We start from the raw sequence: 25759 nt of genomic DNA, 5'->3' as shown, positions 1-25759 counted from the left end.
ATGCTCTTCCCTCATAGCCCAAACGCGATATGAGGGAGTGCATTAGTCCCGGTTGATGAAGCTCCAATGTCAGTTTTGTGTAAGGACTGTCATAATCGAGGCTTTGGCGGCCCGCTAAAATCCGGCCTGGTTGTGTGCCGGATAAACAACATGCAGAGAGGTCCTGCCAATCGCAGCCGGCTGGCGATTGCACACGAAGTGGGTTGTTGACAGTTGACCCGATCACCGGTCGATGGCAGGCAACGCAAGGGACATCGAGGATGCTGGAGTAAAGCGATGGATCAGACTCTCTTCAAAAGCCTGTGCAACGCCGGGAAGTTTAAGGAGGCACTTGGCCTCGCCATCCGAGGACACGAGGACGAAAAGTTCACGCCCAGCCGCTTCTCCATGGATAAAAAGACCGGACTGCCGATCTTCTACCGCGGCAACAAGCGTGTAGAGCCGGACGAGACCGGCGAATGGCAATTGGCGAAGAACCCAAATCCATAGGATACGGCGTGGCCTGCCGTGGGCGGCCGGCCTTCGCGGACCAAAACGTCGGGGAATGGCCCCTAAGAAAACTGAGGGGCTTTTGTCGCTATTCGTAGCGCGCGAGAAAATCTTCCGCGCTCAGGTTCCGGAAGTCTTGCAGGGCGATCCGCAGGCGGTCATGCTCCCAATCCCACCAGGCTAGCTTGTCCATGCGTTCGCCGACCTCTTTCGGAAAGCGTTCGCGGATCAGCCTGGTGGGGACGCCGCCGACGATTGTGTAGGGGGCGACATCCTTGGAGACGACCGCGCCGGCGCCGATGACGGCGCCGTTACCGACCTTGACGCCGGGTAGAATGGTGGCGCCGTGACCGATCCAGACGTCATGGCCGATAACGACGCGGTTGGAGCGGCGCCATTCGAAGAAATCGGTCTCCATATCGGCATCCGACCAATAGTCAGCGGCGCGATAGGTGAAGTGATGCAGCGTCGCGCGCCAGGTCGGGTGGTTGGTGGCATTGATGCGCACCGAGGCGGCGATGTTGACGAACTTGCCGATCGTCGCGCACCAGATCGCGCCATCCTGCATGACATAGGAGTAGTCGCCGAACTCGACCTCTTCGATGCGGCAGCGCTCCGAGACTTCCGTGAAGCGGCCAAAGGTGGCGTTCTTCACGGAAGCGGTTTCATGAAAATAGGGCTCCAGGCCAATCTTGCGGCTCATGCGGCGATTGCCTTTCGCGGCGAGAATTTCTGGACGTCGAGTATACGGTCGGAGACGGCCTCGCGCACTTCCTCATCGTGGAAGATGCCGAGGAGCGCGACACCCGCCTTCTTCTTTTCCTCGATCATGCCGACAACCACGGCGCGGTTTTTGGCATCGAGGGAGGCCGTCGGCTCGTCGAGCAGCAGGACCGTATGCTCGGTGATGAAGCCACGGGCGATGTTGACGCGCTGCTGCTCGCCGCCGGAGAAGGTGGCGGGCGGCAGCTGCCAGAGCGCTTCGGGCAAGTTCAGCTTCGAGAGAAGGGTTGCGGCCTTCGCCCGCGCCGTTTCCGCCTTCTCGCCGCGGGCGACCAGCGGCTCGGCAACCACGTCGATTGCCGCGACACGCGGGACGGTGCGCAGGAACTGGCTGACATAGCCGAGCGTATGGCGGCGCACATCGATGATCGTGCGCGGGTCGGCCGTTGCCAGATCGACGATCTTGTCGTGATGCTTGATGAGGATCTGGCCGCTGTCGACGGCATAGTTGCCATAGATCATCTTGAGCAGCGAGCTCTTGCCGATGCCCGAGGGGCCACCAAGGACGACGCATTCGCCTAACGCAACGGAGAAGGACACGTCCGAAACGACCGGCAGCTTGATGCCGTCGCGCAGGTGCATGGTGAAGCTCTTGGCGACTTCAGAAACAACGAGTGGCGTTGCCATGATTTCTTTCCTTAGTTTCGCTTGCCACGAATGCCGATAGCCGGATTCCGAATGGCCTATCGCGATCAGACCTGCAGGATGGAGGACACAAGGAGCTGCGTGTACGGCTCGCGCGGATCGTCCAGGACGCGATCGGTCAATCCGTGCTCGATGACATGGCCATCCTTCATCACCATCATGCGGTGCGACAGCAGGCGTGCGACGGCCAGATCGTGGGTGACGATAATCGCCGCAAGGCCGAGATCGTTGACGAGTCCGCGGACGAGATCGAGCAGGCGGGCCTGCACCGACACGTCGAGGCCGCCCGTCGGCTCATCCATGAAGACCAGACGCGGGCCGGTGACCAGATTGCGGGCGATCTGCAGGCGCTGGCGCATGCCGCCCGAAAAAGCACGCGGCTGATCGTCGATACGGCCTTCGTCGATCTCGACGCGCTGCAGCCAGTCGACGGCGGTGGAGCGGATGTTGCCGTAGTGGCGGTCGCCGATCGCCATCAGGCGCTCACCGACATTGGCGCCGGCAGAGACCGTCATGCGCAGGCCGTCAGCCGGATTCTGATGCACGAAACCCCAGTCGGTGCGCATCAGGAAGCGGCGCTCGGCCTCCCTCATGCGGTAGAGATCGCGATAGGCGCCGTCGCGCATATGGTACTCGACGCTGCCGGTCGTCGGCATCAGACGGGTCGAGATGCAGTTGAGCAACGTGGTCTTGCCCGAGCCGGATTCACCGACAATGGCGAGCACTTCGCCGGGCCAGAGCTCGAAGGAGACGTTCCGGCAGCCGATGCGGTTGCCGTAGAACTTCGAGACGTCATTGACTTTGAGAAGCGGGGTGTCGCTCATTCGGCAGCCTCCTGATTGGGTGCCAACATCTCGCCGACATGCCCGTGGGCGCGCCGGTCTTCGCAATGGTCGGTGTCGGAGCAGACGAACATGCGCCCGCCCTTGTCGTCGAGGATTACCTCGTCGAGATAAACCTCTTCAGCGCCGCAGAGTGCACAAGGCTTGCCGAAGCGCTGGATCTCGAAGGGGTAGTCCTCGAAATCGAGGCTGACGACTTCGGTGTAGGGCGGGACGGCGTAGATGCGCTTCTCGCGTCCTGCCCCGAAAAGCTGCAGCGCGTCCGACATGTGCATTTTCGGATTGTCGAACTTCGGCGTCGGGGACGGATCCATGACGTAGCGGCCGGCGACCTTGACCGGATAGGCGTAGGTTTTGGAGATGCGACCGTTGTGCGCGATGTCTTCGTAAAGCTTCACATGCATGAGGCCGTATTCCTCAAGCGCGTGCATCTTGCGGGTTTCGGTCTCGCGCGGCTCGAGGAAGCGCAGCGGCTCGGGGATCGGCACCTGGTAGACCAGCACCTGATTGAGGCCGAGCTTCTCTTCCGGGATGCGATGGCGCGTCTGAATGATCGTCGCATCCTTCGTGTGGGTCGTCACCGCGACGTTTGCGACCTTCTGGAAGAAGGCGCGGATCGAGACGGCATTGGTGGTGTCGTCGGCGCCCTGGTCGATGACCTTCAGTACGTCGTCCGGACCGATGATCGAGGCCGTCACCTGCACACCGCCGGTTCCCCAACCGTAGGGCATCGGCATTTCGCGCGAGGCAAAGGGCACCTGATAGCCGGGTATGGCGATCGCCTTCAGAATCGCGCGGCGGATCATGCGCTTCGTCTGTTCATCCAGATAGGCGAAATTGTAGGTAGCTAGATTGGTCATTCTGCCTCCTTGATGGTGTCGTCGCCGCCGATGCGGCCGGCTTCGAATTCGTTGCGCATGCGGCGGACCAGATCGAGTTCCGCCTGGAAGTCGACATAGTGCGGCAGCTTCAGATGCTCGACGAAGCCAGTCGACTGAACGTTGTCTGAATGCGAGATGACGAATTCCTCGTCCTGCGCCGGAGCCGTAATGTCCTCGCCGAGCTCTTCGGCGCGTAGTGCGCGATCAACAAGCGACATGGACATTGCCTTACGCTCGCTCTGGCCGAACACCAGGCCATAGCCGCGGGTAAACTGCGGCGGTGCCTTGGACGAACCCTTGAACTGGTTGACCATCTGGCACTCCGTAACCTGGATCGTGCCGAACGAGACCGCGAAGCCGAGTTCAGGAACATCGAACTCCACTTCGACTTCACCGATGCGGATTTCGCCGGTAAAGGGATGGTTGCGGCCGTAGCCGCGCTGGGTCGAATAGCCGAGCGCCAGGAGGAAGCCTTCATCGCCGCGAGCCAGCGCCTGCAGCCGCAGATCGCGGGTCATTGGGAATTCCATCGGCTCGCGCGTCAGGTCGCCGATCTCGTGATCTTCGGGCATTTCGCCGTCGCCCTCGATCAGACCCTCCGCAGCGAGGATTTCCGAAACGCGCATGACACGGCCGGTTTCGGCATCGCGGAGCGTCGGCTCCCCGATGGCTTCGTCGGTCAACAGCGACGGGTCGAGAAGGCGATGCGTATAGTCGAAGGTCGGGCCGAGCAGCTGGCCGCCCGGAAGATCCTTGTAGGTGGCGGAGACACGGCGCTCGATCTTCATGCGGGCGGTGTCGATCGGCTTGCTATAGCCGAAGCGCGGCAGCGTCGTGCGGTAGGCGCGGAGAAGGAAGATCGCTTCGATCATATCACCCCGCGACTGGCGAACGGCGAGGGCCGCGAGCGTGCGATCGTAGAGCGAGGCTTCGGCCATAACACGGTCGAGGGCCAGCGCCAGCTGCGCGACGATCTGATCTATCCCGATAGCCGGCAACGAACGGTCGCCGCGACGGCGATCCGCCAGCAGGCGATGGGCATTGGCAATGGCGGCCTCGCCCCCTTTGACAGCAACATACATGAGTCACATCTCCGTTGCGGTGATCTTGGTGGTGCGCGGCAGGCAGAGGAACCGGCTGCCGGAGGTCAGCACGATATCGATGCCGCGCGGGAACAGTGCGCGGTTCTCCGTCCAGAGCCGCGGGAAAGTATCGGGCAGACCGATGGGCGCGATATCAGTCACCGTCTTGATGCCCGGTCCCATCAACGCCAGCCTTCTGCCGCTTTCGAGATCCGCCAGTTCGATGACAAGGGTCGTGGAGCGGTCGGGATATTCCTGCGTGCCGGCGGCAAAGAGCCCGAAGGAGGACAGCGTCACACCGGCTTCGCCGAAGGCAAAGCGCGCTTCGGCCTTCTCCGATGTGACCGGCGCGCCGGTGTGGAAGCCGAGCCATTGCGGCACGGCGGACCTTGCGAGCCCGGCAGACAGCCAGACCGGGGTGTCGTGATCACACAGGGTCAGCGCGATTGCGCCAGCCGCAACGCCGAGCGGCGCCGGAGGCGCGGCGTGGGGAGCGACCGTCTGGATCAGGCCTGGACGCCCCATCGCATCCATCATCAGCTTGAATACGCTCTGTGCGTGGAAGACCGGCTCAGCAAAGCCGCCGGCCAACGCATCATTCTTGGGGGCTTCCGTCTTGAGGCTCATCAGTCGTCTCCGCGAACCATGGTGAAGAAATCGACGCGGGTCGCGGCCGTCTCGTCGGCCCTACGGCCCTCGGCTGCGGCCACGCGCGCTGCGATCGGCGCGAGAAGTGTCTGCTCGACGAAGTGCTGGGTGGCCGGCTCCTGCCAGAGCGCGTCGAAAATGGCGGAAAGCCGTGCCTTCTCGCGGTCTGTGCCGAGTGCCTGTGCGTGGCCAACAGTGCCGGATGCAAGGCGCACGGTGGCACGCGTCACTGTCACTTCACCGAGATTGAAAGGCGCACCGCCGCCGCCCATGCGGCCGCGGACCATGACGAGGCCTGTTTCCGGTCCGCGCACCGGCTGGACCGCAGGCTTTTCCGCCAGCTTGTCCCACGCCTCGAGCAGTTCCTGCCGTTCCGCGCGCGCAAGCAGGTCGACGACGCGCTTGCGCCCACCTGCCGCCGGCTCATTCTCTTCCGCTAAGGTCATAGCCACATCCTTTACATGTCTATTGATATAGACAACTATACAAGATATGGTTACGCTTAAATTGCCGACGTGACAAGCGTGTGACATCAAGGGGCAAAATGGCTGGGCAGGTACAAAGGCAGACGGGCGTGGCACTCTGGCGTCAGATCGCCGATCGCATTCGCCAGGCGATCAGCGCCGGCGCTTATGACGAGACCGGCATGGTGCCGCCGGAGACGGTGCTGGCCCTGCAGTTCGGCGTCAACAGACATACGGTGCGAAGCGCGATTGCCGCTCTTGCCCAGGAAGGCATTGTGCGCGCCGTGCAGGGACGCGGCACGCTGATCGAGCGCAAGGAACGGCTGAACTTTCCGATCACCAAGCGTACCCGGTTCACGGCCGGGATCGGCGGGCAGGCGCGCGAAATGCGCGGGCTGCTGCTTGGGCATAGCGAAGAGAGAGCGGACGAAGAGGTGGCCGGCTGGTTGAAACTGCGGCCGGGCGCGCCGGTGATCCGTATGGAGACGGTGCGCAAGGCCGACAATCGGCCGGTCTCCTGCGCAACGACCTGGTTTCCTGCAGACCGCTTTGCCGGCATGCCGGCGGCCTACGAGAAGACGGAATCGATCACCCGGGCCTTTGCCGAACTCGGCCTGTCCGACTACGTGCGCGCGACGACGGAGGTCACCGCCGCCCATGCCGACGCCGCCGATCTTGCCGCACTCGAGCTGACGCCGGGGGCGATCGTCTTGATCACCAAGGCGATGAACACAGATCTACAGGGTGTGCCAGTGCAATATGCGATCAGTCGGTTTTCGGCGGATCGGGTGCAATTCACGATCGAGAACTGAGAAAGGCCGGGCGCGCCGGAGGACCCGGCCTTCCAAAACCAGCATTGGTTTTATGCGCCTTGTCTGACAGTCATGCGAAATCGCTCTGCGGCGTCAGCCGCAACAGGCGTTCCTTCCCGCTGTAGGAGCGCAACAGGATTGTGTCTGTTGTTCCGCAAGCCAGCGATCACGCGGCTTGCAGCTGGCGGGCCGCGGCGATAGCTCGACGTGCATAGTGCCGGCGCGCAGCGTTGGCATCGCGGCGCGGTAGAGCCGCATCGGTTGAAGGCCGTCGCTGACTTCGAATGTCAGTTTGGCTGAATCATCGAGCTTCACGTGCTCCGTGACCTTGCGGATGATCGCGTAGAATTTGCCAGCAGGCATATGGGTGCGGTCGCTCTCCTCGATATCCCAGAGCTGAATGAAAATCTCTGTCCATGCTTCCGGGTTGGCGCCGCAGTCCAGCGCCGAGAACTGACCGGCCTTGACCTCGGTAACGTGGTATCCAGGCTTCACCGGTCGCCCGTCGTAATAGAATATCAGCGGAGAATCCTTGGCACCGGAAAGTGTGCCGAGCAACAGGCCGAGGCTGATATCGTCTTCCTGAACTTTGCTATTGTCGATCGCGTTCATCTGCGTTATTCCTCATTTCAATCATTCAAGGATTGTTGAAATATGGATCAACGTCAAGCCCTCGTCGCGTTTGGCGCGCTGTCTCAGGAAACTCGCCTGCGCATCATCCGCATGCTTGTGGTCGCCGGCCCAAACGGCATGGCGGCAGGCGCGATCGCGGAAGAGGCAGATGTATCGCCGTCCAACGTCTCCTTCCATCTAAAGGAACTGGAACGCTCTGGCCTGATCGCGCAGCAACGCGAATCCCGATCGATCATCTACACCGCGAACTATGAGGCGCTCGGCGGCCTGGTTCGCTTCCTGATGGAAGACTGCTGTTCCGGACACCCGGAAATTTGCGCGCCCGCCGCAGAGGTCGTGGCCTGTTGCGCCCCTAAAATGGAGGAAAAATTACCATGAGCGTTGACCGCGTCTACAACGTGCTCTTTCTCTGCACGGGCAATTCCGCTCGCTCGATCTTGGCAGAATCCATCCTCAACGCGGAGGGCAAAGGCCGGTTTAAGGCTTATTCGGCCGGCAGCCAGCCGAAGGGAGCGGTCAACCCTTATGCATTGAAGGAGCTGCAAGCGCAGGGCTATCCGTCGACCGGCTTCCGCTCGAAGAGCTGGGACGAGTTCGCCGAGCCGGGCGCGCCGGAGATGGACTTCATCTTCACGGTCTGCGACAGCGCCGCCGGCGAGGCCTGCCCGGTCTGGATCGGCCATCCGATGACCGCCCATTGGGGCGTCGAGGATCCCGCTGCCGTCGAAGGCAGCGAAGTCGACAAGGGCCGCGCCTTCGCGCAAGCCGCCCGCTTCCTGAAGAATCGCATCACCGCCTTTCTGAGCCTGCCGCTATCCTCGATCGACAAGCTTGCGCTGGAAACGCACCTGCATCAGATCGGTGCCATGGAAGGCGCGACCTTAAAACCATCCAAGGCAAACCGATGACCGGGTTCGATCTGCCGCGACGGCTTGTTGCCGAGGGGCTTGGGACAGCCATGCTTGTCGCAACGGTGGTCGGATCCGGCGTCATGGCGGCATCGCTGACCCGCGATGTCGGGCTTGCATTGTTAGGCAACACGCTGGCGACGGGCGCGATCCTTGTGGTGCTGATCACCATCCTCGGCCCGATCTCCGGAGCCCAATTCAATCCGGCGGTCTCGCTGATTTTTGCGATCTCTCGCAAGTTGCCGAAGCGTGACTTTGGGGGATACATCCTGGCTCAGATCGCCGGCGGCGTGGCCGGCACAATCGCCGCCCACCTTATGTTCGGCCTGCCGCTGGTCGAAATGTCGAGCAAGGCTCGTACCGGCGGCGCGCAGTGGTTCTCCGAAGGCGTCGCGACATTCGGGCTGGTGGCGGTGATCCTCGCCGGCAGCAAGTTCGAACAGAGGGCGGTGCCTTGGCTGGTCGGGCTCTACATCACGGCCGCCTACTGGTTCACCGCCTCGACCTCGTTCGCCAATCCCGCCGTCGCTTTGGCACGGTCGTTGACCGACACCTTCTCCGGGATCCGCCCGGTCGATTTACCGGGCTTCTGGGTTGCTGAGATCGCCGGCGCGGTCTTAGCCCTTCTCCTGTTTACCTGGCTCCTGCAGCCAGGTGCTTCGTCAACCGTATCGTCGGAGGCAACGCTATGAACGTCACCATCTATCACAACCCGCAATGCGGCACGTCGCGCAACACGCTGGCGATGATCCGCAGCGCTGGCATCGAACCTGATATCATCGAATACCTGAAGGACCCGCCGTCGCGTGCGCTGCTCGTGAAAATGATCGCCGACGCGGGATTGACCGTGCGCCAGGCGATCCGGGACAAGGACACGCCCTATGCGGAGCTCGGTCTCGACAACCCTGCCCTGACCGACGATCAACTGCTCGACGCGATGCTGAAAGACCCGATCCTGATCAACCGGCCGTTTGTCGTCACGCCGCTCGGCAGCAGGCTTGCGCGCCCGTCCGAAGTCGTTCTGGATATTCTGCCCGACACCCACAAAGGCGCCTTCACCAAAGAGGATGGTGAACAGGTGCTCGACGCCGAGGGCAAGCGCATTGTCTGATCTGCCTGCCGCATCCCCGACATATTTGCGCCAAGTGGATTTGGCGGCGCTGCGGCCGCCCTTCTCGACCCACAAGCCGCGCATCCTGATCCTCTATGGCTCCCTGAGGACTGTATCCTACAGTCGCCTGCTTGCGCAGGAGGCAGCACAGTTGCTCGAGCACTTCGGCTGCGATATTAGGATCTTCAATCCGGAAGGCCTGCCGCTTCCCGACGGCGCTCCGGTGACGCATCCCAAGGTGCAGGAGCTGCGCGCGCTGTCTGAATGGGCTGAAGGCCAGGTGTGGGTCAGCCCGAACGCCATGGCGCGATGACCGGAATCATGAAGGCGCAGATCGACTGGATCCCGCTGTCGGTCGGATCGGTCCGGCCGACGCAGCACAAGACGCTCGCCGTCATGCAGGTCTCCGGCGACTCGCAATCCTTCAACGCGGTCGGGCAGATGTGCATCCTCGGCCGCTGGATGCGGATGATCACCATCCCCAACCAGTCCTCGGTGCCCAAAGCCTTCCAGGAGTTCGATGCCGACGGCCGCATGAAACCGTCGTCCTATTACGACCGCGTGGTCGATGTGTGCGAGGAGCTCGTGAAGTTCACCTTGCTGACGCGCGATGCTTCGGCCTATCTCACCGATCGCTCCAGCGAGCGGAAGGAGGAGGCCGAAAAACTCAAACAGCGCGTGAGCCTCAAATCCCAATGACGACGACCAGCACCGAACGCTCCCCTGTCGCGGCAATCCTCGCCCTCGGTCTGACGCAGATCATCGGCTACGGAACGCTTTATTACAGCTTCAGCATCCTTGCGCCTGACATGGCGCGGGATCTCGATTGGTCGTCGGAATGGATTTTTGGTGCGCTGTCCGTAGCTCTCCTGATCGGCGGCCTGGCGGCGCCGACGATGGGCAGGTGGATTGACCGCTTTGGCGCCGGCCGAGTCATGACGGCGGGCTCGGCGATCGCCGCCGCAGCGCTTGCCGCCTGCGCGTTCGCTCCCGGCAAGGCTGCCTTCGTCGCCGCACTGATCGCGATCGAGACGGCGTCCAATCTGGTCCAATATGGGGCCGCCTTTGCTTTGCTCGTCCAGATCAGGCCGAAGGTTGCCCAGCGCAGCATCACCTATCTGACGCTGATCGCCGGCTTTGCTTCAACGATTTTCTGGCCGATCGCCACGGCGCTCAACGCGCACATGCCCTGGCAGGACGTCTATCTGATCTTCGCGGCTATCAATCTTCTGGTTTGCCTACCCATTCATGCATGGTTGTCGCGCAGCGTCAGCGAAACGCGCAAACGGGAAAAGAACGAAGCGGCAAAGCACGTCGAACCGAGCCTTCCGCCATCCGTGCGAACACCGGCCTTCATCCTGATGGTCATCGGGTTTGCGCTGCAGAGCTTCGTCAACGCGGCACTCCTCGTGCACATGGTTCCGGTATTATCCGGACTTGGGCTTGGAGCGATGGCGGTGATAGTCGGGACACTGTTTGGGCCGTCGCAAGTGCTGAGCCGCTTCATCAACATGGTCTTCGGGAGCGGACTGTCGCAACTGACGCTGGCGTTCATCTCCGCCGTGTTGCTGCCGGCGGCCCTGATCATTCTGATCGTCACCGCCCCGTCGGTACCGGGCGCATTGGTCTTTGCCGTCGTCTTCGGCCTTGGCTCGGGACTGAGCAGCATCGTGCAGGGAACCTTGCCGCTCGTACTCTTTGGCAGCGAAGGCTACGGGCGACGACAGGGGCACGTGTTGTCCATTCGCCTGATGATCTCGTCGACTGCCCCATTTATCCTCGCGTTCATGATGGAGAACATCGGCGCGTCGTGGTCGCTCGCGATTACCGCCGTCGTCGGTGCGATCGCCGTCCTGGCATTTGCCGCGATCGGCCGATTGGGGCAGCTGCCTTACCGATCACATCTTACGACGCTACCTGGCGACGAGCTTCCCCGCTGACTGTTCGTCAGCCGCCGGGCTCGAAATCGGTGGAGACACTGAGGTCCCGCCAAGCCGCTTGCTCCTTGGCTCGTACGGCGTCGTTCTGCTCGACGCCACACACAGCATCGCTGCCAAGCAGCAAGCGCAGCGGCGGTTCGGCAAGGCTGGCGAGATGGACGACGGCGGCTGCTGCCTTTGCCGGATCGCCCGGCTGGTTGCCCGTATAGTCGCGCTGATAGCGCGCCATCTTGCCGACAGTGTCGTCGTATTCCGGCCGGCCTTCCCGAAGTGTGGTGGACGAGCCGGCGAAATCGGTCCTGAAGCCTCCGGGCTCGACGATCGTCACCTTGACGCCAAGCGGGCCGACCTCCCGGGCGAGCACTTCAGAGAAACCCTCGACGCCCCATTTGGCCGCGGCATAGGGCGCGCGACCGGCCGGGCCGATGCGGCCGCCCACGGAGGAAAACTGGATGATGTGACCGGAGCCCTGCTCGCGCATCAGCGGCAGCGCTGCCTTGGTGACGATGATGGTTCCGAAGAGGTTGGTTTCGATCTGGGCGCGGAAGTCGGCTAGGCTTGTATCTTCAATCGAGCCGACATCGCCGTAACCCGCATTGTTGACGAGCACGTCCAGCCGGCCAAACCGATCGACCGCCGCCTTCACGGCCGCTGCGGCAGCCCGCTCATCGGTTACATCGAGGGTGGCTGTCAGGATGCTGGCGCCGAAGCGTTGCTTGAGATCGTCAAGCTGCGACGGATCGCGCGCCGTTGCGACCAATCTGTGCCCTGCCGCCAGCACCGCTTCAGCGAGCGCCCTGCCGAGCCCACGGGAACTGCCGGTAATCAACCAAATCTGCGACATCCGAAAATCTCCTTATTCTATCGAAGGACATATAGGCAACTCGGTTTCATCTTGAAAGAAGGAACCCGCAGGAGCTATACATACCTAATGGTAACTAAGATCAACGATGGTACATTCGATTTCTGCGAAACGCTGACGGACGCGCAGGACACGCTTGCTCGCGAGATGCTGGAACGCGCCAGCGCCAAATGGCCGCTGCGGGTCATGCACATACTGGCGGAGGCCAACGGGCCCTTACGCTTCTCGCGCGTTCTGGAACGGGTGGAGGGGATCAGCCAGAAGGTGCTGACGCAGACACTGCGGACGCTCGAGAGCGACGGGCTGGTGACACGCACACTCTACCCGCAGGTGCCGCCACGCGTGGAATACGAACTGACGCCGCTTGGCGGCGAGCTTCTGGTGGAGGTCGTGACGCTCTGGCAGTGGATCGCCAATCGCCTGCCGGATTTCGAGGCCGCCCGCGCGAAGGCGTCACGGGCAACGGACGCGGCAGAGCGCTAGAAGAACGCGCCGCGCTCTCAAATGAAGCGCGGCGCTTTTATATCAATGCGCGCCGGACATGTCGCCGAGCACTTCCTTGGAAGCGACGGTGGAATCGGCGTTGAGCTTGTAGACCATGGGAACGCCGGTCGCGAGGTTGAGCGCCAGGATCTGTTCCTTGGTCAGGCGATCGAGCACCATCACCAGCGAGCGCAGCGAATTGCCGTGGGCGGCAACGAGCACCTTCTCGCCGCGCAGGACGCGGGGCAGGATTTCCGTCAGGTAGTAAGGCCAGACGCGGGCGCCGGTGTCGCGCAGGCTTTCGCCTCCCGGAGGCGGAACGTCGTAAGAGCGGCGCCAGATGTGGACCTGCTCTTCGCCCCACTTGGCGCGGGCGTCATCCTTGTTGAGGCCCGAGAGATCGCCGTAATCGCGTTCGTTGAGCGCCTGATCCTTGAACGTCTTGAGGTCCGGCTGGCCGACATTGTCGAGGATGATCTTCAACGTGTCCTGAGCGCGCTTCAGGTCGGACGTGAAGGCGACATCGAACTTGATGCCGTAATCGACCAGCGCCTTGCCGCCGGTGTTGGCTTCCTGAATGCCGAGCTCGGTCAGATCAGGGTCCTTCCAGCCGGTGAAAAGGTTCTTGAGGTTCCAGTCGCTCTGGCCGTGGCGAACGAGGACGAGAGTGCCGCTCATGAAAAATGCCTCCGAAAAAGATTACTTTGAAGAAAGCCCGAGCACGTCGAGCATGGAATAGAGACCGGGCTTCTTGTCGCGCGCCCAGAGCGCTGCCTTGACGGCGCCGCGGCCGAAGATCGAGCGATCGGTGGCGCTGTGCGACATGGTCACGGTTTCGCCCTCGCCGGCAAAGATCACCGAATGCTCGCCGACAACCGAGCCGCCGCGCAGGGTTGCAAAGCCGATCGTGCCTTGCTCGCGTGGTCCGGTGTGGCCGTCGCGCACGCGCACCGACTTCGATGCGAGATCGATGCCCCTGCCCTTGGCCGCCGCTTCGCCAAGAAGCAGCGCCGTGCCCGAGGGCGCGTCGACCTTGCGCTTGTGATGCATTTCGAGGACTTCGATATCCCAGTCGGCCGGATCGAGCGCACGAGCGGCCTGCTCGACAAGGACGCTGAGCAGGTTGACGCCGAGGCCCATGTTGCCCGACTTCACCACCCGGGCGTGACGGGCGGCGGCCGCAATCTTCGCGTCGTCCTGCGCCGAGCAGCCGGTTGTCCCGATCACATGGACAATGCGTGCCTGAGCGGCCAGAGCCGCGAACTCGACGGTGCCGGCAGGGGATGTGAAATCGAGAACCCCTTCAGCGTGGAGAAAGGCCGCCAGCGGATCATCACTGATGGTGACGCCATTCGTGCCAAGGCCGGCAATTTCGCCGGCGTCCTTGCCGACGAAGGGAGAGCCCGCGCGTTCGACCGCGGCATGCAGTGTCACGCCATCGAGCGCGTGAATAAGACGGATGAGCGTCTGCCCCATGCGCCCTGCCGCGCCAACCACTACCAGTTTCATCGCAGCATCGCTCATGTCAGTCGATCATCCTATTTGTCAGCGGGCATCGGAGGCTGCTGGCCTCTGCAGATTGTTGAGGCGAGCGTAGAGACCGTCGCTGCGCTGCGCAAGGCTCTCGTGATTGCCTTCCTCCATGATCCGGCCCTGCTGCATGACGACGATTTTGTCGGCGCGCACGACGGTCGAAAGGCGGTGGGCAATGACGACCACCGTGCGGCCGACCATGGCTTCATCGAGCGCCTTCTGAACGGCCGCTTCCGACTCCGTGTCGAGCGCCGAGGTCGCTTCGTCGAGGAGCAGGATCGGAGCGTTGCGCACCAGAGCACGGGCGATCGAAAGGCGTTGACGCTGACCGCCCGAGAGCGTCACGCCATTCTCGCCAACCGGCGTGTCGTAGCCTTGGGACTGCGCCAGGATGAAGTCGTGTGCATAGGCAAGGCGGGCGGCGCGTTCCACTTCCTCGTCGGTAGCCTCTTGGCGGCCATAGCGGATGTTGTCGCGGATCGTACCTTCGAAGAGATACGGCTGCTGGGAAACATAGGCCAGCTGCTCGCGCAGCGATTGTTTCGTCACATGCGCAATATCCTGGCCGTCGATGAGGATCTGCCCAGCCTTCGGATCGTAGAAGCGCGGAATGAGCGTAATGATCGTCGATTTGCCGGCGCCGGATGGCCCGACAAGCGCCGTTGTCTTTCCGCCGTCGGCGACAAGGCTGACATCCCTAAGGACTTCATCCTCACCATAAGCGAAAGAGACATTGCGGAACTCTATCTTGGCTTCCGTAACGACGAGCGCCTTTGCACCGGGCACATCGCGCTGATGCGGCACCGTATCGAGGAATTCATAGATCATGCGGGCGTTGACGACGGCACGCTCCATCTGCACCTGAAGACGTGCGAGGCGGCGCGCGGGGTCATAGGCCAGCAGCAACGCCGTTACGAAGGAGAAGAAAGCGCCTGGCGGAATATTGTTATAGATCGTGCCGTAGGCGGCATAGGCAAGGACGCTGGCCACCGCCAGGCCGGCGAAGCTTTCCGTCAGCGGCGCTGTCCGCTCAGACAGGCGGGCGATGCGATTTGCGCGCCGTTCGGCGCTTTCCACCAGCCTGTCAACCTTCTGCCCCAGCTGGCGCTCCATGGTGAAGGCCTTGACGATAGCGATACCCTGGATGGTTTCCTGCATCGCACCGGCGACATGGCTGTTGACGTGGATTGCATCCTTGGTTGCCACACGAAGCCGCTTCGACACGTATCGCAACGCGTAAAGAAGAGGTGGTGCCAGAATGAAAACCGCAAGGCTGAGCAGTGGATCCTGAATGATCATCACGGCGAGCAGAGAGATAAACGTCAGGAGATCGCGCACTGTCGACGTGATCGTCAGGTTCATCACATCGCGGATGCCGCTGATGTTTTGATTGAGCTGTGCAACGACGTGGGCCGAGCGCGTCTGGTTGAAGTAGCCGAGCGACAGCTTCATGAGGTGCGCATAGGCACGCTGCTGGTACCGCGCCACAATGTTGTTGCCGATCTTGGAAAGGACCACCGCCTGGCCGTAGCTCGCAAAACCGCGCAACACGAAGGCAATGAAGATGGTAAAACAGATCACCCAGACAATGTCCGCGCGCCGGTGTTCGAATGCCTCGTTGATGACCGACTTCATGATCCAGGCGGTATATGCCGTCGACAAGGCAACGATGACGAGGCAGCTGATGGCAAAAACATAGCCCCAAAGATGATCACGGCCGTTTTCTGCGATGATGCGCTTCAAGATGCCGGTGATGCTATCGCTGTTTACAGGCGTCTGCTTGGTGTCCGGTGCTTGCAAAAATCAGTCTTCCTGTGTGTCAGGACACGCATGTCCTCATGACTGCGTGCGCTCGCGCGGCTCTATAAAGAGTTGGCGGCCTTTTGACCAGAGCCGTTACGCCCGCCAGCGGCGGCCGTCGGTCGAGACGCCGAAGCTCTCTGGCTTGCGGGCATAGGACGAAAGCCCTGCAAGAGCCGCAAGCGGGTGCGTGACGACATAGGTCGGGATCGTCGCAAGCAGCGCCGAATGCGGCGCCTTGTCCTCGAACGCAGCCCGGAATTCTGGCTTCTTGAGCGCGGGAAGTATCTTCTGCGAGATACCGCCTGACAGAAAGACACCGCCGCGCGCCATGAAAATCATCGCCATGTCGCCGGCGACGCGGCCGAGATAGGTCGAGAACAGGCTGATCGTCTCGACGGCAACCTTGTCGGAACCAGCGAGCGCGTCCGAGGTGATGTCTGCCGGGTCGGAGTAGACGGGGGCAACGCCATCCGCCGTGCAGATTGCCCGGTAGAGATTGACGATGCCGCGGCCACAGAGAATCTGCTCTGCCGAAATCCGGCCTTCGATCGTCTCCACATGCGCGAAGATCTGCAGATCGCGTGCAGTACGCGGCCCGAGATCGACGTGACCACCCTCGCCAGGCACGGGAATCCAGGACGCTTGCGCGTAAACGAGCCCGCCGACGCCGAGACCGGTGCCTGGGCCGAGAACGACGCGGGATGCGATCATGTCACCCGCTGCATCGCCAAGGCGCTCGCGGTTGTCATCAGAGAGATTGGCGATTGCCAGTGCTTGCGCTTCGAAGTCGTTGACGACGAGAACGTCTTCGATGCCGAGGCCATCGATCATGGTTCGCGGGCGGACGACCCAGTCGCAATTGGTCAGCGGTATTTCGTCCCGGCTGATCGGGCCGGCCACCGCCAGGATCGCCGAACGCGGCCGCAAGCTGCTCTTTTCGAGAATGCAGCTACGGATCGCGTCATCGATCGTCTCGAAGTCGGCGGTGCGGACATTGGGAAAATGGATCTGCTTGGCCGCAGCGTCCGGGATGATCGCAAAACGCGCATTTGTGCCGCCGATGTCGCCGATCAGGATCGGAAAGGGCATGGCAGTTTCGCTGGTATCGAGCTGTGGCATGGCAGGTTCCGTGCGTGCGCGCTATTCAAGCGCCGGTTTACGCGTGAAGGGTGGCAATAAGCTTGTCGGCGGTCGCTTCGTTGAGCGCCATCGGGATATCGTAGACGATTGCAAGCCGCATCAAAGCCTTGACATCGACGTCATGCGGCATTGGCGTCAGAGGATCGACAAAAAAGATCAAGGCATCGACTTCGCCGGTGGCAATAAGAGCGCCGATCTGCTGGTCCCCGCCGAGCGGGCCGCTTTTCAAGCGGGTCACGTCGAGATCAGGAGCGGCCTCCAACACCCGGCCGCCGGTCGTGCCCGTGGCGACGATTCTCCAGTTCGCGAATGTCTCGCGGTTGCGGCGTGCAAACTTCGCCATGTCATCCTTCTTCTGGTCATGCGCAATCAATGCAAGGCACTTGCCGCCGGCCATGAAAAGGACCTCCACCTGAAATTCAATCGATTTGGCTGCTTCTATACGAAGCGCCCGTCTTTTGAAAGACCACCGCGCTGCCAGCGCCTCACTCGCCGGACGGCTTGTCGTCCGGTACCGGTCCGATGGCTGGCAGCGCCTCGTCAGACACCGCGGCAGGCATCACCGCCATCGGCGCGACCTCCGGGGCAGCAGCAGCGCCGCCAAAGGTGGCCGTCTGCACCGAGTCGACGGACGGCGCTGTGAGAACCGACGAGCAGGCGTTCGGAAGATCGGAGACCATCACTTCGCGCGGCTTGACCGGCTTCGCATCGGGCTTCGGCGGCTTCGGCGGCGCCCATGGTTCCTTCGTGAACCACCATGCCAGCGACTTGCCGCATCCATCGTCAGCAGGCACCGGCGCCTGCGGCTTGCAAGAGGCTGCGCCCGGTGGGCACTTCATGCGGATGTGGAAGTGGGAATCGTGACCGTAAATCGGGCGAAGCTTGCCGAGATTGGTACGATCACCCGTCCAGGTGTCGCACATCTTCTTCTTGATGGCCGGATTGACGAAAATCCGTTCTACCTGAGGATAGCTCGCCGCGCGCATCAGCAGCCGGGCGTGCGATTTGGTCCAGACATTCGGATTGATTGTCAGGAAGGCACCCTTCTGCAGCATTGTCGTGAAAGGCAGGCTTTCGCGTTCCTCGACGCTCATCGGGTGAGCAGGCATTGGCGTCAGCCATATGTCGGCATCAAGCCCTATCTGGTGCGAGGCATGGCCGTTGAACATTGGTCCGCCGCGCGGCTGCGAAATGTCGCCGACCAGCAAGCCCGGCCATCCGTCGTACTTTGCCGCATCACGGGACAACTGTTCCAACAGTGAAATCATCGCGGGATTGCCCCAGCGACGATTGCGCGAAAGCCGCATGGTCTGCCAGGTCGGACCGTCGGTCGGCAGCGCCACGGCGCCGGACATGCAGCCTTTCGCGTAGAAACCGAAGGGCTGCGCCGCCCCTTGATTTGGCAGTGCGACGGCGCCGAAGAGGGCCTTGGCGCTCCCGGGACTTGGCTGCTTCTGCTCGGCGCTGGCATCGCCGGCGACAAGGCTTGCGCCGAGCACGCCGGCGAATGCCAATTTCAAAAATGTCTGGAAAGTCCTGGTGGTATGGAGAGCCATGCCATGTCCTGAGCGTCTGTGGCCCGCGGCCGAGTGATTTGCAATCGAATCTACCGTGAAAAGCAATTTTGGTGAATCGATGTTTTGCATAAGCAGGGAATCCCGAGCTTACCCGGGCAACAAATGCTCACGATCCTGCGAACCGGACAAAAACTGTCGCCTCACCTGTTTTTCGCCTGCTTTTCGCCTATTGTCGGCGAAAGCAGACAATAATCGGGGTTGGCGAATGGCGCTTACGCGGTCGAAACTTGGTGTGGTCTTTTCTCTTCTCGGCACATTGGCGTTGCCCTTGCAGGCCGTTGCCCAGGAGCCAAATTTCCAGATCGGCAGTTCCGTCATCAGCGAGCTGAAATACAAGCCGGGATTCAAGCATTTCGACTACGTCAATCCGGATGCGCCGAAGGGCGGCAATCTGCGGCTTTCCGCCTCCGGCACCTACGACACCTTCAACCCGCTGCTTTCGAAGGGGGAAACGGCGGTCGGCCTGACCCTGCCTTTCGAAACGCTGATGAAATCGGCCGACGACGAGCTGCTCGCCTCCTACGGCTTGCTGGCGGAAGGCCTTTCCTATCCCGACGACGTCTCGAACGCGACGTTCCGACTCAGGGCCGAGGCAAAGTGGGCGGATGGGAAGCCGGTGACGCCCGAGGACGTGATCTTCAGCTTCGACAAGACAAAGGAGCTCAATCCCCTCGCCTCCAACTACTACAAGCACGTGGTCAAGGCCGAAAAGACCGGCGAACGCGACGTGACCTTCACGTTCGACGAGAAGAACAACAAGGAGCTTCCCAATATCCTCGGTCAGTTGACTGTAGTGCCGAAGCACTGGTGGGAGGGCACGGGGCCTGACGGCAAGCCGCGTGACATTACCAAGACGACGCTCGAGCCGGTGATGGGATCCGGCCCCTACAAGATCGCTGCCTTCGCGCCGGGCGCAACGATCCGCTACGAGTTGCGCGACAACTATTGGGGCAAGGACCTCAACGTGAATGTCGGCCAGAACAATTTCGGCTCGATCACCTACACCTATTTCGGCGACCGGGACGTGGAGTTCGAAGCCTTCCGAGCCGGCAACAGCGACTATTGGCAGGAGACGCAGGCGGCACGCTGGGCGACCGGCTATGATTTCCCCGCCGTCAAGGACGGGCGCGTGAAGAAAGAGGACGTCGCCAACGCACTGCGCGCCACCGGCATCATGCAGGCCCTGGTACCGAACACGCGCCGCGATATCTTCAAGGACGAAAAGGTTCGCGAGGCGCTGAATTACGGCTTCGACTTCGAGGAACTGAACCGCACCGTCGCCTTCAACACCTACAAGCGCATCGACAGCTATTTCTGGAACACCGAGCTCGCCTCCTCGGGGCTACCGCAGGGCCGCGAACTGGAGATCCTGAACGGCCTCAAGGATAAGCTGTCGCCCGCGGTCTTCACCACCCCCTATACCAATCCGGTCGGCGGCGATCCGCAGAAGAGCCGCGACAACCTGCGCAAGGCGATCGGGCTATTCAAGGAAGCGGGCTGGGAGATCAAGGGCAACCGCATGGTCAACACCAGGACCGGCAAGCCGATGAGCTTCGAGATCCTGCTGTCGAGCCCGATGCTGGAACGCTGGGCGGTGCCCTATACCAACAATCTGAAGAAGATCGGCATCGATGCGCGCGTCCGGACCGTGGATGCCTCGCAATACACCAACCGGGTGCGCAGCTTCGACTACGACATGATCTGGAACGTGTGGGCCGAGACGATGAACCCCGGCAACGAGCAGGCCGACTATTGGGGCTCGGGATCGGCCAACCAGCAGGGCTCACGCAACTATGCGGGCATCGCCGATCCGGCGATCGATGCGCTGATCCGCATGGTGATCTTCGCCCCCAACCGCGACGAGCAGGTGGCGGCGATTAAGGCGCTCGACCGCGTGCTTTTGGCGGGGCACTATGTCGTGCCACTGTTTTATCGCGGTACGCAATCGATCGCCTATTGGAACACTATCACCCGGCCGGCCGAATATCCGACCTACGCGACCGGCTTCCCCGATGCCTGGTGGTCATCCGCCGCGTCAAAATGAGCAGGCTTGCATTGGCCTGACGGCTGGGCTCCAAATGAACGATGCGAATCAGGACAAGGCGTAGCGCGCTTGGCCACACCACAAGGAGACCGCACGGATTGAACGGCGATAGACTGGACAGCGCTCGACGCAAGCTTTCCCGGAAGGGCCTTCACTGATGGGCGCCTATATCCTTCGCCGCCTGCTTTTGATGATCCCGACGATCATCGGCATCATGGCCATTTCCTTTACTGTCATCCAGTTCGCGCCCGGCGGCCCAGTCGAGCAGGTCATCGCACAGCTGACCGGCGATGCGCAGGGCGCGGACTCGCGGCTTTCCGGCGGCGGCGGTGATCTTCTCGGCGGCGGCGGCCTTGACGAAGGCGGCTCGAAATACCGCGGTGCCCAGGGGCTTGATCCGGAATTGATTGCCAAGCTCGAAAAGCAGTTCGGTTTCGACAAGCCGCCGCTGACGCGCTTCGGCCAAATGATGTGGAACTACATCCGCTTCGACTTCGGCGAGAGTTTCTTTCGCAACACTACGGTGCTTAACCTGATCAAAGAAAAGCTGCCGGTCTCAGCCTCGCTCGGCGTCTGGATCATGATCTTCTCCTACGGCATCTCGATCCCGCTCGGAATCCGCAAGGCCGTCAAGGACGGTTCCGCGTTCGACGTCTGGACGTCGGGTGTCATCATCATCGGCTATGCGGTTCCAAGCTTCCTGTTCGGTATTTTGCTGATCGTGCTCTTTGCCGGCGGATCCTTCTATGACTGGTTCCCGTTGCGCGGCCTTGTCTCCGACAATTTCGACCAGCTTGCCTGGTGGCAGAAGCCGCTCGACTACTTCTGGCATCTGACGCTGCCACTGATCTCGCTTTCGCTGGCGGCCTTCGCCACGACGACGCTCTTGACCAAGAACTCGTTCATCGAGGAGATCAAGAAGCAATATGTCGTGACCGCTCGCGCGAAGGGATTGAACCAGCGCCAAGTGCTCTACGGACACGTCTTCCGCAACGCCATGCTAATCATCATCGCCGGCTTCCCCGGCGCTTTCATTTCCGCCTTCTTCACCGGCTCGCTGCTGATCGAGAACATCTTCTCGCTCGATGGCCTGGGGCGGCTTGGCTATCTCTCGGTGGTCAACCGCGACTATCCGATCGTGTTTGCGACGCTCTACATCTTCTCGCTGCTCGGCCTGTTCGTCAGCCTGGTTTCCGATCTGATCTACACGTGGATCGATCCGCGTATCGACTTCGAGCGGAGGGACGTCTGATGGACACCGCCGCCAATCCGACGACCGCAACGCCGGTCAAGCCGCCGCGCAAAGGCCTGCTGTCACCGACCAACGTCCGCCGCTGGAAGAATTTCAAGGCCAACAGGCGCGGCTACTGGTCCTTGTGGCTGTTCCTTGTCCTGTTCGTGCTCAGCCTGCTTGCCGAGTTCATCGCCAACGACCGGCCGATCATCGCCTCCTACAAGGGTGAGATCCTCTTCCCAGTTCTGGTCAACTATCCCGAAGAGAAGTTCGGCGGATTCCTGGCTGAAACCGACTACCGCTCCGACGTCATATCGGACGAGATCAACGCCAACGGCTGGATGATATGGCCGCCGATCCATTACTCCTATCGCTCTGTCAATTCGAACATCCCGCATTCGGCGCCGACCCCACCCTTCTGGCTGATGAACAAGGAGGAGCGCTGCTCCGGATATCCGCAAGGAGCGGCCGACCCCGGCTGCAACTTCGGCAATCTCAACTGGCTCGGCACTGACGATCAGGCGCGGGACGTGCTTGCCCGCGTCATCTACGGCTTCCGCATCTCCGTGCTGTTCGGGCTGGTGTTGACGATCTGCTCGGCCATCATCGGCGTCAGCGCCGGCGCGATCCAGGGCTATTTCGGCGGCTGGACGGACCTGCTGCTGCAGCGTTTCATCGAGATCTGGTCGTCGATGCCGGTGCTCTATATCCTGCTGATCATCGCAGCCATCCTGCCGCCCGGCTTCTTCGTGTTGCTCGGGATCATGCTGCTCTTCTCATGGGTTGGCTTCGTCGGCGTCGTGCGCGCGGAATTCCTGCGGGCCCGCAATTTCGAATATGTGCGTGCCGCCCGTGCGCTCGGGGTGAACAACCGGACAATCATGTGGCGCCACCTGCTGCCGAACGCGATGGTGGCGACGCTCACCTTCCTGCCTTTCATCTTGTCGGGCTCGATCACGACGCTGACCTCGCTCGACTTCCTCGGTTTTGGCATGCCGCCCGGCTCCCCCTCGCTCGGCGAGATGATCGCGCAGGGCAAGGCCAACCTGCAGGCGCCATGGCTCGGGCTGACGGCGTTCTTCACCATGTCGATCATGCTATCGCTCTTGATCTTCATCGGCGAAGCGGTTCGTGATGCATTCGATCCCAGGAAGACGTTTCAATGAGTGACGCTGCCGAAACACTACTGTCCGTTCGCGAGCTTTCGGTGGCGTTCCACCAGGGCGGCGATACATCGCTGGCCGTCGATCACATCTCCTTCGATATTCGCAAGGGCGAGGTCGTGGCGCTGGTCGGCGAGTCCGGTTCGGGCAAATCGGTCTCCGCCAATTCGATCCTGCGTCTGCTCCCCTACCCCTCAGCCAGCCATCCCTCCGGCGAAATCCTGTTCAAGGGCAAGGACCTCTTGAAGGCATCCGACAAGGCGTTGCGCGCGGTGCGCGGCAATGACATCACGATGATCTTCCAAGAGCCGATGACCTCGCTCAACCCGCTGCACACGATCGAGAAGCAGATCGCCGAGATCCTCGAACTGCACCAGGGTGTGACCGGTCAGGGCGCGCGCAAGCGGATTCTCGAACTGCTGAACCAGGTCGGTATCCGCGAGCCGGAAAAGCGGCTGAAAGCCTATCCACACGAACTTTCCGGCGGCCAGCGGCAACGCGTGATGATCGCCATGGCGCTCGCCAACCGACCGGAACTGCTGATCGCCGACGAGCCGACGACCGCGCTTGACGTGACCGTGCAGGCACAGATTCTGGAGCTGCTGCGGCAGCTGAAGGGCCAGCATGGCATGTCGATGCTCTTCATCACCCACGACCTTGGCATTGTTCGCAAGTTCGCCGACCGGGTCTGCGTAATGACCAAGGGCAAGATCGTCGAGACCGGCACGGTGGAAGAGGTCTTCCGCAATCCGAAGCACGATTATACCCGGCATCTGCTGGCCTCCGAGCCGCGTGGCGAGCCGCCGATTGCGGATTCCTCGAAGCCTGTCGTGATGCAGGGATCGGATATCCGCGTCTGGTTTCCGATCAAGGCCGGGCTCATGCGCAAGGTCGTCGACCATGTGAAGGCCGTCGATGGTATCGATCTTCAGCTGCGCGCCGGGCAGACGCTCGGCGTCGTCGGCGAATCCGGATCGGGCAAGACAACGCTCGGTCTCGCGCTGACGCGGCTGATTTCGTCGCAGGGTCGGATCAGCTTCGTCGGCAAGGATATAGCCAGCTATTCATTTACGGAAATGCGGCCGCTTCGCAATCAGCTGCAGGTCGTGTTTCAGGATCCCTACGGCTCGCTCAGCCCCCGCATGTCGGTTGGCGACATCATCGCGGAAGGCCTCAAGGTGCACGAGCGGTCGCTCTCCTACGAGGAACGCGATCAACGCGTCTGCTGGGCGCTGGAGGAAGTCGGCCTCGACCCGCTGACCCGCTGGCGCTATCCGCATGAATTCTCCGGCGGACAACGCCAACGCATCGCCATTGCCCGCGCCATGGTCCTTAAACCGCGCTTCGTGATGCTGGATGAGCCGACATCGGCGCTCGACATGAGCGTCCAGGCGCAGGTCGTCGACCTCCTGCGCGACCTGCAGAAGAAGCATGATCTCGCCTACCTCTTCATCAGCCACGACCTGAAGGTGGTGAAGGCGCTGGCGAACGACGTCATCGTCATGCGCTTCGGCAAGGTCGTCGAGCAAGGCCCGTCCGCTGCGATCTTCGGTGCGCCGAAGGACGACTACACCAAGGCGCTGATGGCTGCCGCCTTCAACATCGAGGCGGTGCCGACGCCCGCCATCCAACAGTAAAGACTATCATGCCCACAAGACCGCCCATTCTCGTCGATCTCAAGTTCGACCCCGACACCGTTGCCCGCATCCTCAAGAGCGCTTTTCCGGATCGCGGCAGCATCAATCTCGCCGATCCCGCAAACAAGGATCGCGATCTGACCGGCATCGACTATGCGCTGCTCTGGAAGCCGAACGCGGATCTTTTCACTCGCGCTCCCAATCTCAAGGTCATCTTCTCGGGTGGCGCCGGCGTCGACAGCTTCATGAACCTGCCGGGCTTGCCTGATGTGCCGATCGTTCGCTTCTCCGACCGCAGCCTGACGACCCGGATGAGCGAATGGGTGGTGATGCAGTGCCTCATGCACCTCCGACAGCAGCATCAGCACGACAAGGACCAGCGGGCGCGCATCTGGGGCAAGCTGGTTCCGCCTGAAGCGTCCGAGATCACCGTCGGCATCATGGGCCTTGGCGTGCTCGGACAGGACGCGGCGTACAAGCTGAAGGTCATGGGGTTCAACGTCATCGGCTGGTCGCGCAGCCGCAAGGATATCGAGGGTATCGAGACGTTCGATTCCGGTCAGCTCGATGAATTCCTCTCCAGAACGGATTTTCTCGTCGGTCTGCTGCCGCTGACGCCCGAGACGACCGGCTTCTACAATGCGGCGCTGTTTTCAAAACTGCGCCAGGGCGGCGCGCTCGGCAAGCCGGTGTTCATCAATGCTGGGCGGGGAAGGAGCCAGGTGCAGGCCGACATCGTCGCCGCAATTCAGGGCGGTGTGCTCGGGGGCGCCTCGATCGACGTATTCGCGGTCGAGCCGCTGCCGTCCGACGATCCGCTCTGGGAGCTGGAGAACGTTTTCATCACGCCGCACGATGCTGCCGTATCCGATGAAACCGCGCTCTTCCGGCACGTGGAGCGCCAGATCGCCCGCTATGAGAGCGGCGAGCCGCTGCGATTCGTTGTCGACAGACAGGTGGGCTATTGAGCGCAGGAACCATGCTGCGCGCCATTCGTTTTTCTCCCAGATGAAGTGCGGGGCCGACAATGGCTCGCGCGACTCCG

At 61.8% G+C, this 25759-nt stretch carries 28 protein-coding genes and 1 pseudogene; 14 read left to right on the top strand and 15 right to left on the bottom strand.

Annotation, left to right across the window (positions count from 1 at the left end; translation table 11 throughout):
• The first annotated feature begins 276 nt into the window (after window positions 1–276).
• A complete protein-coding gene (locus tag K9B32_RS06155; RefSeq protein ID WP_132589465.1) occupies window positions 277–489 on the top strand; it encodes a hypothetical protein in 213 nt (70 codons plus the stop codon).
• A gap of 88 nt (window positions 490–577) precedes the next feature.
• On the opposite strand, the gene K9B32_RS06150 is transcribed toward K9B32_RS06155, so the two are convergent.
• The 7 genes from K9B32_RS06150 to phnG form a co-directional block, all read right to left on the bottom strand.
• Complete coding sequence (locus K9B32_RS06150; protein WP_224561008.1) at window positions 578–1192, bottom strand: DapH/DapD/GlmU-related protein; 615 nt, start codon at window positions 1190–1192, stop codon at window positions 578–580.
• Complete coding sequence (gene phnL / locus K9B32_RS06145) at window positions 1189–1899, bottom strand: phosphonate C-P lyase system protein PhnL (RefSeq protein WP_224561007.1); 711 nt, start codon at window positions 1897–1899, stop codon at window positions 1189–1191. Before phnL ends, K9B32_RS06150 begins: the two co-directional genes overlap by 4 nt.
• Window positions 1900–1964: 65 nt before the next feature.
• Entirely contained in the window at window positions 1965–2741 is a 777-nt protein-coding gene (gene phnK, locus K9B32_RS06140) for a phosphonate C-P lyase system protein PhnK (RefSeq protein ID WP_224561006.1), read from the bottom strand.
• Entirely contained in the window at window positions 2738–3619 is an 882-nt protein-coding gene (locus tag K9B32_RS06135) for an alpha-D-ribose 1-methylphosphonate 5-phosphate C-P-lyase PhnJ (RefSeq protein ID WP_224561005.1), read from the bottom strand. Before K9B32_RS06135 ends, phnK begins: the two co-directional genes overlap by 4 nt.
• Window positions 3616–4722, bottom strand: a complete 1107-nt coding sequence (locus K9B32_RS06130; RefSeq protein ID WP_224561004.1) for a carbon-phosphorus lyase complex subunit PhnI — start codon at window positions 4720–4722, stop codon at window positions 3616–3618. Before K9B32_RS06130 ends, K9B32_RS06135 begins: the two co-directional genes overlap by 4 nt.
• A gap of 3 nt (window positions 4723–4725) precedes the next feature.
• Window positions 4726–5349, bottom strand: a complete 624-nt coding sequence (gene phnH / locus K9B32_RS06125; protein ID WP_224561003.1) for a phosphonate C-P lyase system protein PhnH — start codon at window positions 5347–5349, stop codon at window positions 4726–4728.
• Window positions 5349–5816, bottom strand: coding sequence for a phosphonate C-P lyase system protein PhnG (gene phnG, locus K9B32_RS06120; RefSeq protein ID WP_224561002.1), 468 nt, complete (start codon window positions 5814–5816; stop codon window positions 5349–5351). The genes phnH and phnG overlap by 1 nt, the downstream gene beginning before the upstream one ends.
• Before the next feature lie 98 nt (window positions 5817–5914).
• Between phnG and phnF the strand changes: the two genes are divergently transcribed.
• A complete protein-coding gene (gene phnF, locus K9B32_RS06115) occupies window positions 5915–6646 on the top strand; it encodes a phosphonate metabolism transcriptional regulator PhnF (protein ID WP_224561001.1) in 732 nt (243 codons plus the stop codon).
• Window positions 6647–6739: 93 nt separating this feature from the next.
• On the opposite strand, the gene K9B32_RS06110 is transcribed toward phnF, so the two are convergent.
• Window positions 6740–7258, bottom strand: a complete 519-nt coding sequence (locus K9B32_RS06110; protein ID WP_224561000.1) for a DUF6428 family protein — start codon at window positions 7256–7258, stop codon at window positions 6740–6742.
• A gap of 42 nt (window positions 7259–7300) precedes the next feature.
• Between K9B32_RS06110 and K9B32_RS06105 the strand changes: the two genes are divergently transcribed.
• The 6 genes and pseudogenes from K9B32_RS06105 to arsK all read left to right on the top strand — a co-directional run bounded on the left by K9B32_RS06105 (window position 7301) and on the right by arsK (window position 11238).
• Complete coding sequence (locus tag K9B32_RS06105; RefSeq protein WP_224560999.1) at window positions 7301–7657, top strand: ArsR/SmtB family transcription factor; 357 nt, start codon at window positions 7301–7303, stop codon at window positions 7655–7657.
• A complete protein-coding gene (locus tag K9B32_RS06100; protein WP_224560998.1) occupies window positions 7654–8187 on the top strand; it encodes an arsenate reductase ArsC in 534 nt (177 codons plus the stop codon). Before K9B32_RS06105 ends, K9B32_RS06100 begins: the two co-directional genes overlap by 4 nt.
• Window positions 8184–8879: an MIP/aquaporin family protein gene (locus tag K9B32_RS06095; protein WP_224560997.1), complete on the top strand. Its 696-nt coding sequence runs from the start codon at window positions 8184–8186 to the stop codon at window positions 8877–8879. The genes K9B32_RS06100 and K9B32_RS06095 overlap by 4 nt, the downstream gene beginning before the upstream one ends.
• Window positions 8876–9298 carry an arsenate reductase (glutaredoxin) gene (gene arsC / locus K9B32_RS06090; protein WP_224560996.1) on the top strand — a complete coding sequence of 141 codons (423 nt, stop codon included), beginning with the start codon at window positions 8876–8878 and terminating at the stop codon, window positions 9296–9298. Before K9B32_RS06095 ends, arsC begins: the two co-directional genes overlap by 4 nt.
• Window positions 9255–9997, top strand: a pseudogene (gene arsH / locus K9B32_RS06085) (arsenical resistance protein ArsH). Before arsC ends, arsH begins: the two are co-directional and overlap by 44 nt.
• Window positions 9994–11238, top strand: coding sequence for an arsenite efflux MFS transporter ArsK (arsK, locus tag K9B32_RS06080; protein WP_224560995.1), 1245 nt, complete (start codon window positions 9994–9996; stop codon window positions 11236–11238). The pseudogene arsH and the gene arsK overlap by 4 nt, the downstream one beginning before the upstream one ends.
• A 7-nt stretch (window positions 11239–11245) precedes the next feature.
• On the opposite strand, the gene K9B32_RS06075 is transcribed toward arsK, so the two are convergent.
• Window positions 11246–12082, bottom strand: coding sequence for an oxidoreductase (locus tag K9B32_RS06075; RefSeq protein WP_224560994.1), 837 nt, complete (start codon window positions 12080–12082; stop codon window positions 11246–11248).
• Between the two features lie 87 nt (window positions 12083–12169).
• Here K9B32_RS06075 and K9B32_RS06070 point away from each other — a divergent pair, with 87 nt between their 5' ends.
• Window positions 12170–12583 carry a winged helix-turn-helix transcriptional regulator gene (locus tag K9B32_RS06070; protein ID WP_224560993.1) on the top strand — a complete coding sequence of 138 codons (414 nt, stop codon included), beginning with the start codon at window positions 12170–12172 and terminating at the stop codon, window positions 12581–12583.
• Window positions 12584–12625: 42 nt separating this feature from the next.
• Here K9B32_RS06070 and K9B32_RS06065 read toward each other — a convergent pair whose 3' ends face one another.
• From K9B32_RS06065 to mepA, 6 genes are all read right to left on the bottom strand, one after another.
• Complete coding sequence (locus K9B32_RS06065) at window positions 12626–13261, bottom strand: 2,3-bisphosphoglycerate-dependent phosphoglycerate mutase (protein ID WP_007798485.1); 636 nt, start codon at window positions 13259–13261, stop codon at window positions 12626–12628.
• A 21-nt stretch (window positions 13262–13282) separates the two neighbouring features.
• Entirely contained in the window at window positions 13283–14107 is an 825-nt protein-coding gene (gene dapB / locus K9B32_RS06060; protein WP_224560992.1) for a 4-hydroxy-tetrahydrodipicolinate reductase, read from the bottom strand.
• Window positions 14108–14128: 21 nt separating this feature from the next.
• On the bottom strand, window positions 14129–15916 hold the full coding sequence (locus K9B32_RS06055; RefSeq protein ID WP_224560991.1) for an ABC transporter ATP-binding protein: 1788 nt from the start codon (window positions 15914–15916) through the stop codon (window positions 14129–14131).
• Window positions 15917–16012: 96 nt separating this feature from the next.
• Window positions 16013–17038: a glucokinase gene (locus tag K9B32_RS06050; RefSeq protein ID WP_224560990.1), complete on the bottom strand. Its 1026-nt coding sequence runs from the start codon at window positions 17036–17038 to the stop codon at window positions 16013–16015.
• 37 nt (window positions 17039–17075) lie between these two features.
• Window positions 17076–17456: a methylglyoxal synthase gene (locus tag K9B32_RS06045; RefSeq protein WP_224560989.1), complete on the bottom strand. Its 381-nt coding sequence runs from the start codon at window positions 17454–17456 to the stop codon at window positions 17076–17078.
• A gap of 88 nt (window positions 17457–17544) precedes the next feature.
• Window positions 17545–18615 carry a penicillin-insensitive murein endopeptidase gene (gene mepA / locus K9B32_RS06040; RefSeq protein WP_224560988.1) on the bottom strand — a complete coding sequence of 357 codons (1071 nt, stop codon included), beginning with the start codon at window positions 18613–18615 and terminating at the stop codon, window positions 17545–17547.
• A gap of 226 nt (window positions 18616–18841) precedes the next feature.
• Between mepA and K9B32_RS06035 the strand changes: the two genes are divergently transcribed.
• From K9B32_RS06035 to K9B32_RS06015, 5 genes are all read left to right on the top strand, one after another.
• The gene (locus K9B32_RS06035; RefSeq protein ID WP_224560987.1) at window positions 18842–20680 is read left to right on the top strand and encodes an extracellular solute-binding protein; all 1839 of its coding nucleotides are present in this window, start codon (window positions 18842–18844) and stop codon (window positions 20678–20680) included.
• A 157-nt stretch (window positions 20681–20837) separates the two neighbouring features.
• Entirely contained in the window at window positions 20838–21932 is a 1095-nt protein-coding gene (locus K9B32_RS06030) for a microcin C ABC transporter permease YejB (protein ID WP_224560986.1), read from the top strand.
• Window positions 21932–23080, top strand: coding sequence for an ABC transporter permease (locus tag K9B32_RS06025; RefSeq protein WP_224560985.1), 1149 nt, complete (start codon window positions 21932–21934; stop codon window positions 23078–23080). The genes K9B32_RS06030 and K9B32_RS06025 overlap by 1 nt, the downstream gene beginning before the upstream one ends.
• Entirely contained in the window at window positions 23077–24714 is a 1638-nt protein-coding gene (locus K9B32_RS06020) for an ABC transporter ATP-binding protein (RefSeq protein WP_224560984.1), read from the top strand. Before K9B32_RS06025 ends, K9B32_RS06020 begins: the two co-directional genes overlap by 4 nt.
• A gap of 8 nt (window positions 24715–24722) precedes the next feature.
• Window positions 24723–25682 (top strand): 2-hydroxyacid dehydrogenase, encoded by a 960-nt coding sequence (locus tag K9B32_RS06015; protein WP_224560983.1) that lies wholly within the window; start codon window positions 24723–24725, stop codon window positions 25680–25682.
• Window positions 25683–25759 lie beyond the last annotated feature (77 nt).

This window comes from Rhizobium sp. 3T7, from assembly GCF_020166565.1.
Taxonomy (GTDB): Bacteria; Pseudomonadota; Alphaproteobacteria; order Rhizobiales; family Rhizobiaceae; genus Rhizobium.
The sequence above is the reverse complement of the archived record's forward strand: the minus strand, read 5'-3'. Positions and strand labels throughout refer to the sequence as shown.

Coding starts and splice junctions, on each gene's coding strand:
- K9B32_RS06155 (WP_132589465.1), top strand. CDS start 277: ATGGATCAGACTCTCTTCAAAAGCCTGTGCAACGCCGGGAAGTTTAAG.
- K9B32_RS06150 (WP_224561008.1), bottom strand. CDS start 1,192: ATGAGCCGCAAGATTGGCCTGGAGCCCTATTTTCATGAAACCGCTTCC.
- phnL (WP_224561007.1), bottom strand. CDS start 1,899: ATGGCAACGCCACTCGTTGTTTCTGAAGTCGCCAAGAGCTTCACCATG.
- phnK (WP_224561006.1), bottom strand. CDS start 2,741: ATGAGCGACACCCCGCTTCTCAAAGTCAATGACGTCTCGAAGTTCTAC.
- K9B32_RS06135 (WP_224561005.1), bottom strand. CDS start 3,619: ATGACCAATCTAGCTACCTACAATTTCGCCTATCTGGATGAACAGACG.
- K9B32_RS06130 (WP_224561004.1), bottom strand. CDS start 4,722: ATGTATGTTGCTGTCAAAGGGGGCGAGGCCGCCATTGCCAATGCCCAT.
- phnH (WP_224561003.1), bottom strand. CDS start 5,349: ATGAGCCTCAAGACGGAAGCCCCCAAGAATGATGCGTTGGCCGGCGGC.
- phnG (WP_224561002.1), bottom strand. CDS start 5,816: ATGACCTTAGCGGAAGAGAATGAGCCGGCGGCAGGTGGGCGCAAGCGC.
- phnF (WP_224561001.1), top strand. CDS start 5,915: ATGGCTGGGCAGGTACAAAGGCAGACGGGCGTGGCACTCTGGCGTCAG.
- K9B32_RS06110 (WP_224561000.1), bottom strand. CDS start 7,258: ATGAACGCGATCGACAATAGCAAAGTTCAGGAAGACGATATCAGCCTC.
- K9B32_RS06105 (WP_224560999.1), top strand. CDS start 7,301: ATGGATCAACGTCAAGCCCTCGTCGCGTTTGGCGCGCTGTCTCAGGAA.
- K9B32_RS06100 (WP_224560998.1), top strand. CDS start 7,654: ATGAGCGTTGACCGCGTCTACAACGTGCTCTTTCTCTGCACGGGCAAT.
- K9B32_RS06095 (WP_224560997.1), top strand. CDS start 8,184: ATGACCGGGTTCGATCTGCCGCGACGGCTTGTTGCCGAGGGGCTTGGG.
- arsC (WP_224560996.1), top strand. CDS start 8,876: ATGAACGTCACCATCTATCACAACCCGCAATGCGGCACGTCGCGCAAC.
- arsK (WP_224560995.1), top strand. CDS start 9,994: ATGACGACGACCAGCACCGAACGCTCCCCTGTCGCGGCAATCCTCGCC.
- K9B32_RS06075 (WP_224560994.1), bottom strand. CDS start 12,082: ATGTCGCAGATTTGGTTGATTACCGGCAGTTCCCGTGGGCTCGGCAGG.
- K9B32_RS06070 (WP_224560993.1), top strand. CDS start 12,170: ATGGTAACTAAGATCAACGATGGTACATTCGATTTCTGCGAAACGCTG.
- K9B32_RS06065 (WP_007798485.1), bottom strand. CDS start 13,261: ATGAGCGGCACTCTCGTCCTCGTTCGCCACGGCCAGAGCGACTGGAAC.
- dapB (WP_224560992.1), bottom strand. CDS start 14,107: ATGAGCGATGCTGCGATGAAACTGGTAGTGGTTGGCGCGGCAGGGCGC.
- K9B32_RS06050 (WP_224560990.1), bottom strand. CDS start 17,038: ATGCCACAGCTCGATACCAGCGAAACTGCCATGCCCTTTCCGATCCTG.
- K9B32_RS06045 (WP_224560989.1), bottom strand. CDS start 17,456: ATGGCCGGCGGCAAGTGCCTTGCATTGATTGCGCATGACCAGAAGAAG.
- mepA (WP_224560988.1), bottom strand. CDS start 18,615: ATGGCTCTCCATACCACCAGGACTTTCCAGACATTTTTGAAATTGGCA.
- K9B32_RS06035 (WP_224560987.1), top strand. CDS start 18,842: ATGGCGCTTACGCGGTCGAAACTTGGTGTGGTCTTTTCTCTTCTCGGC.
- K9B32_RS06030 (WP_224560986.1), top strand. CDS start 20,838: ATGGGCGCCTATATCCTTCGCCGCCTGCTTTTGATGATCCCGACGATC.
- K9B32_RS06025 (WP_224560985.1), top strand. CDS start 21,932: ATGGACACCGCCGCCAATCCGACGACCGCAACGCCGGTCAAGCCGCCG.
- K9B32_RS06020 (WP_224560984.1), top strand. CDS start 23,077: ATGAGTGACGCTGCCGAAACACTACTGTCCGTTCGCGAGCTTTCGGTG.
- K9B32_RS06015 (WP_224560983.1), top strand. CDS start 24,723: ATGCCCACAAGACCGCCCATTCTCGTCGATCTCAAGTTCGACCCCGAC.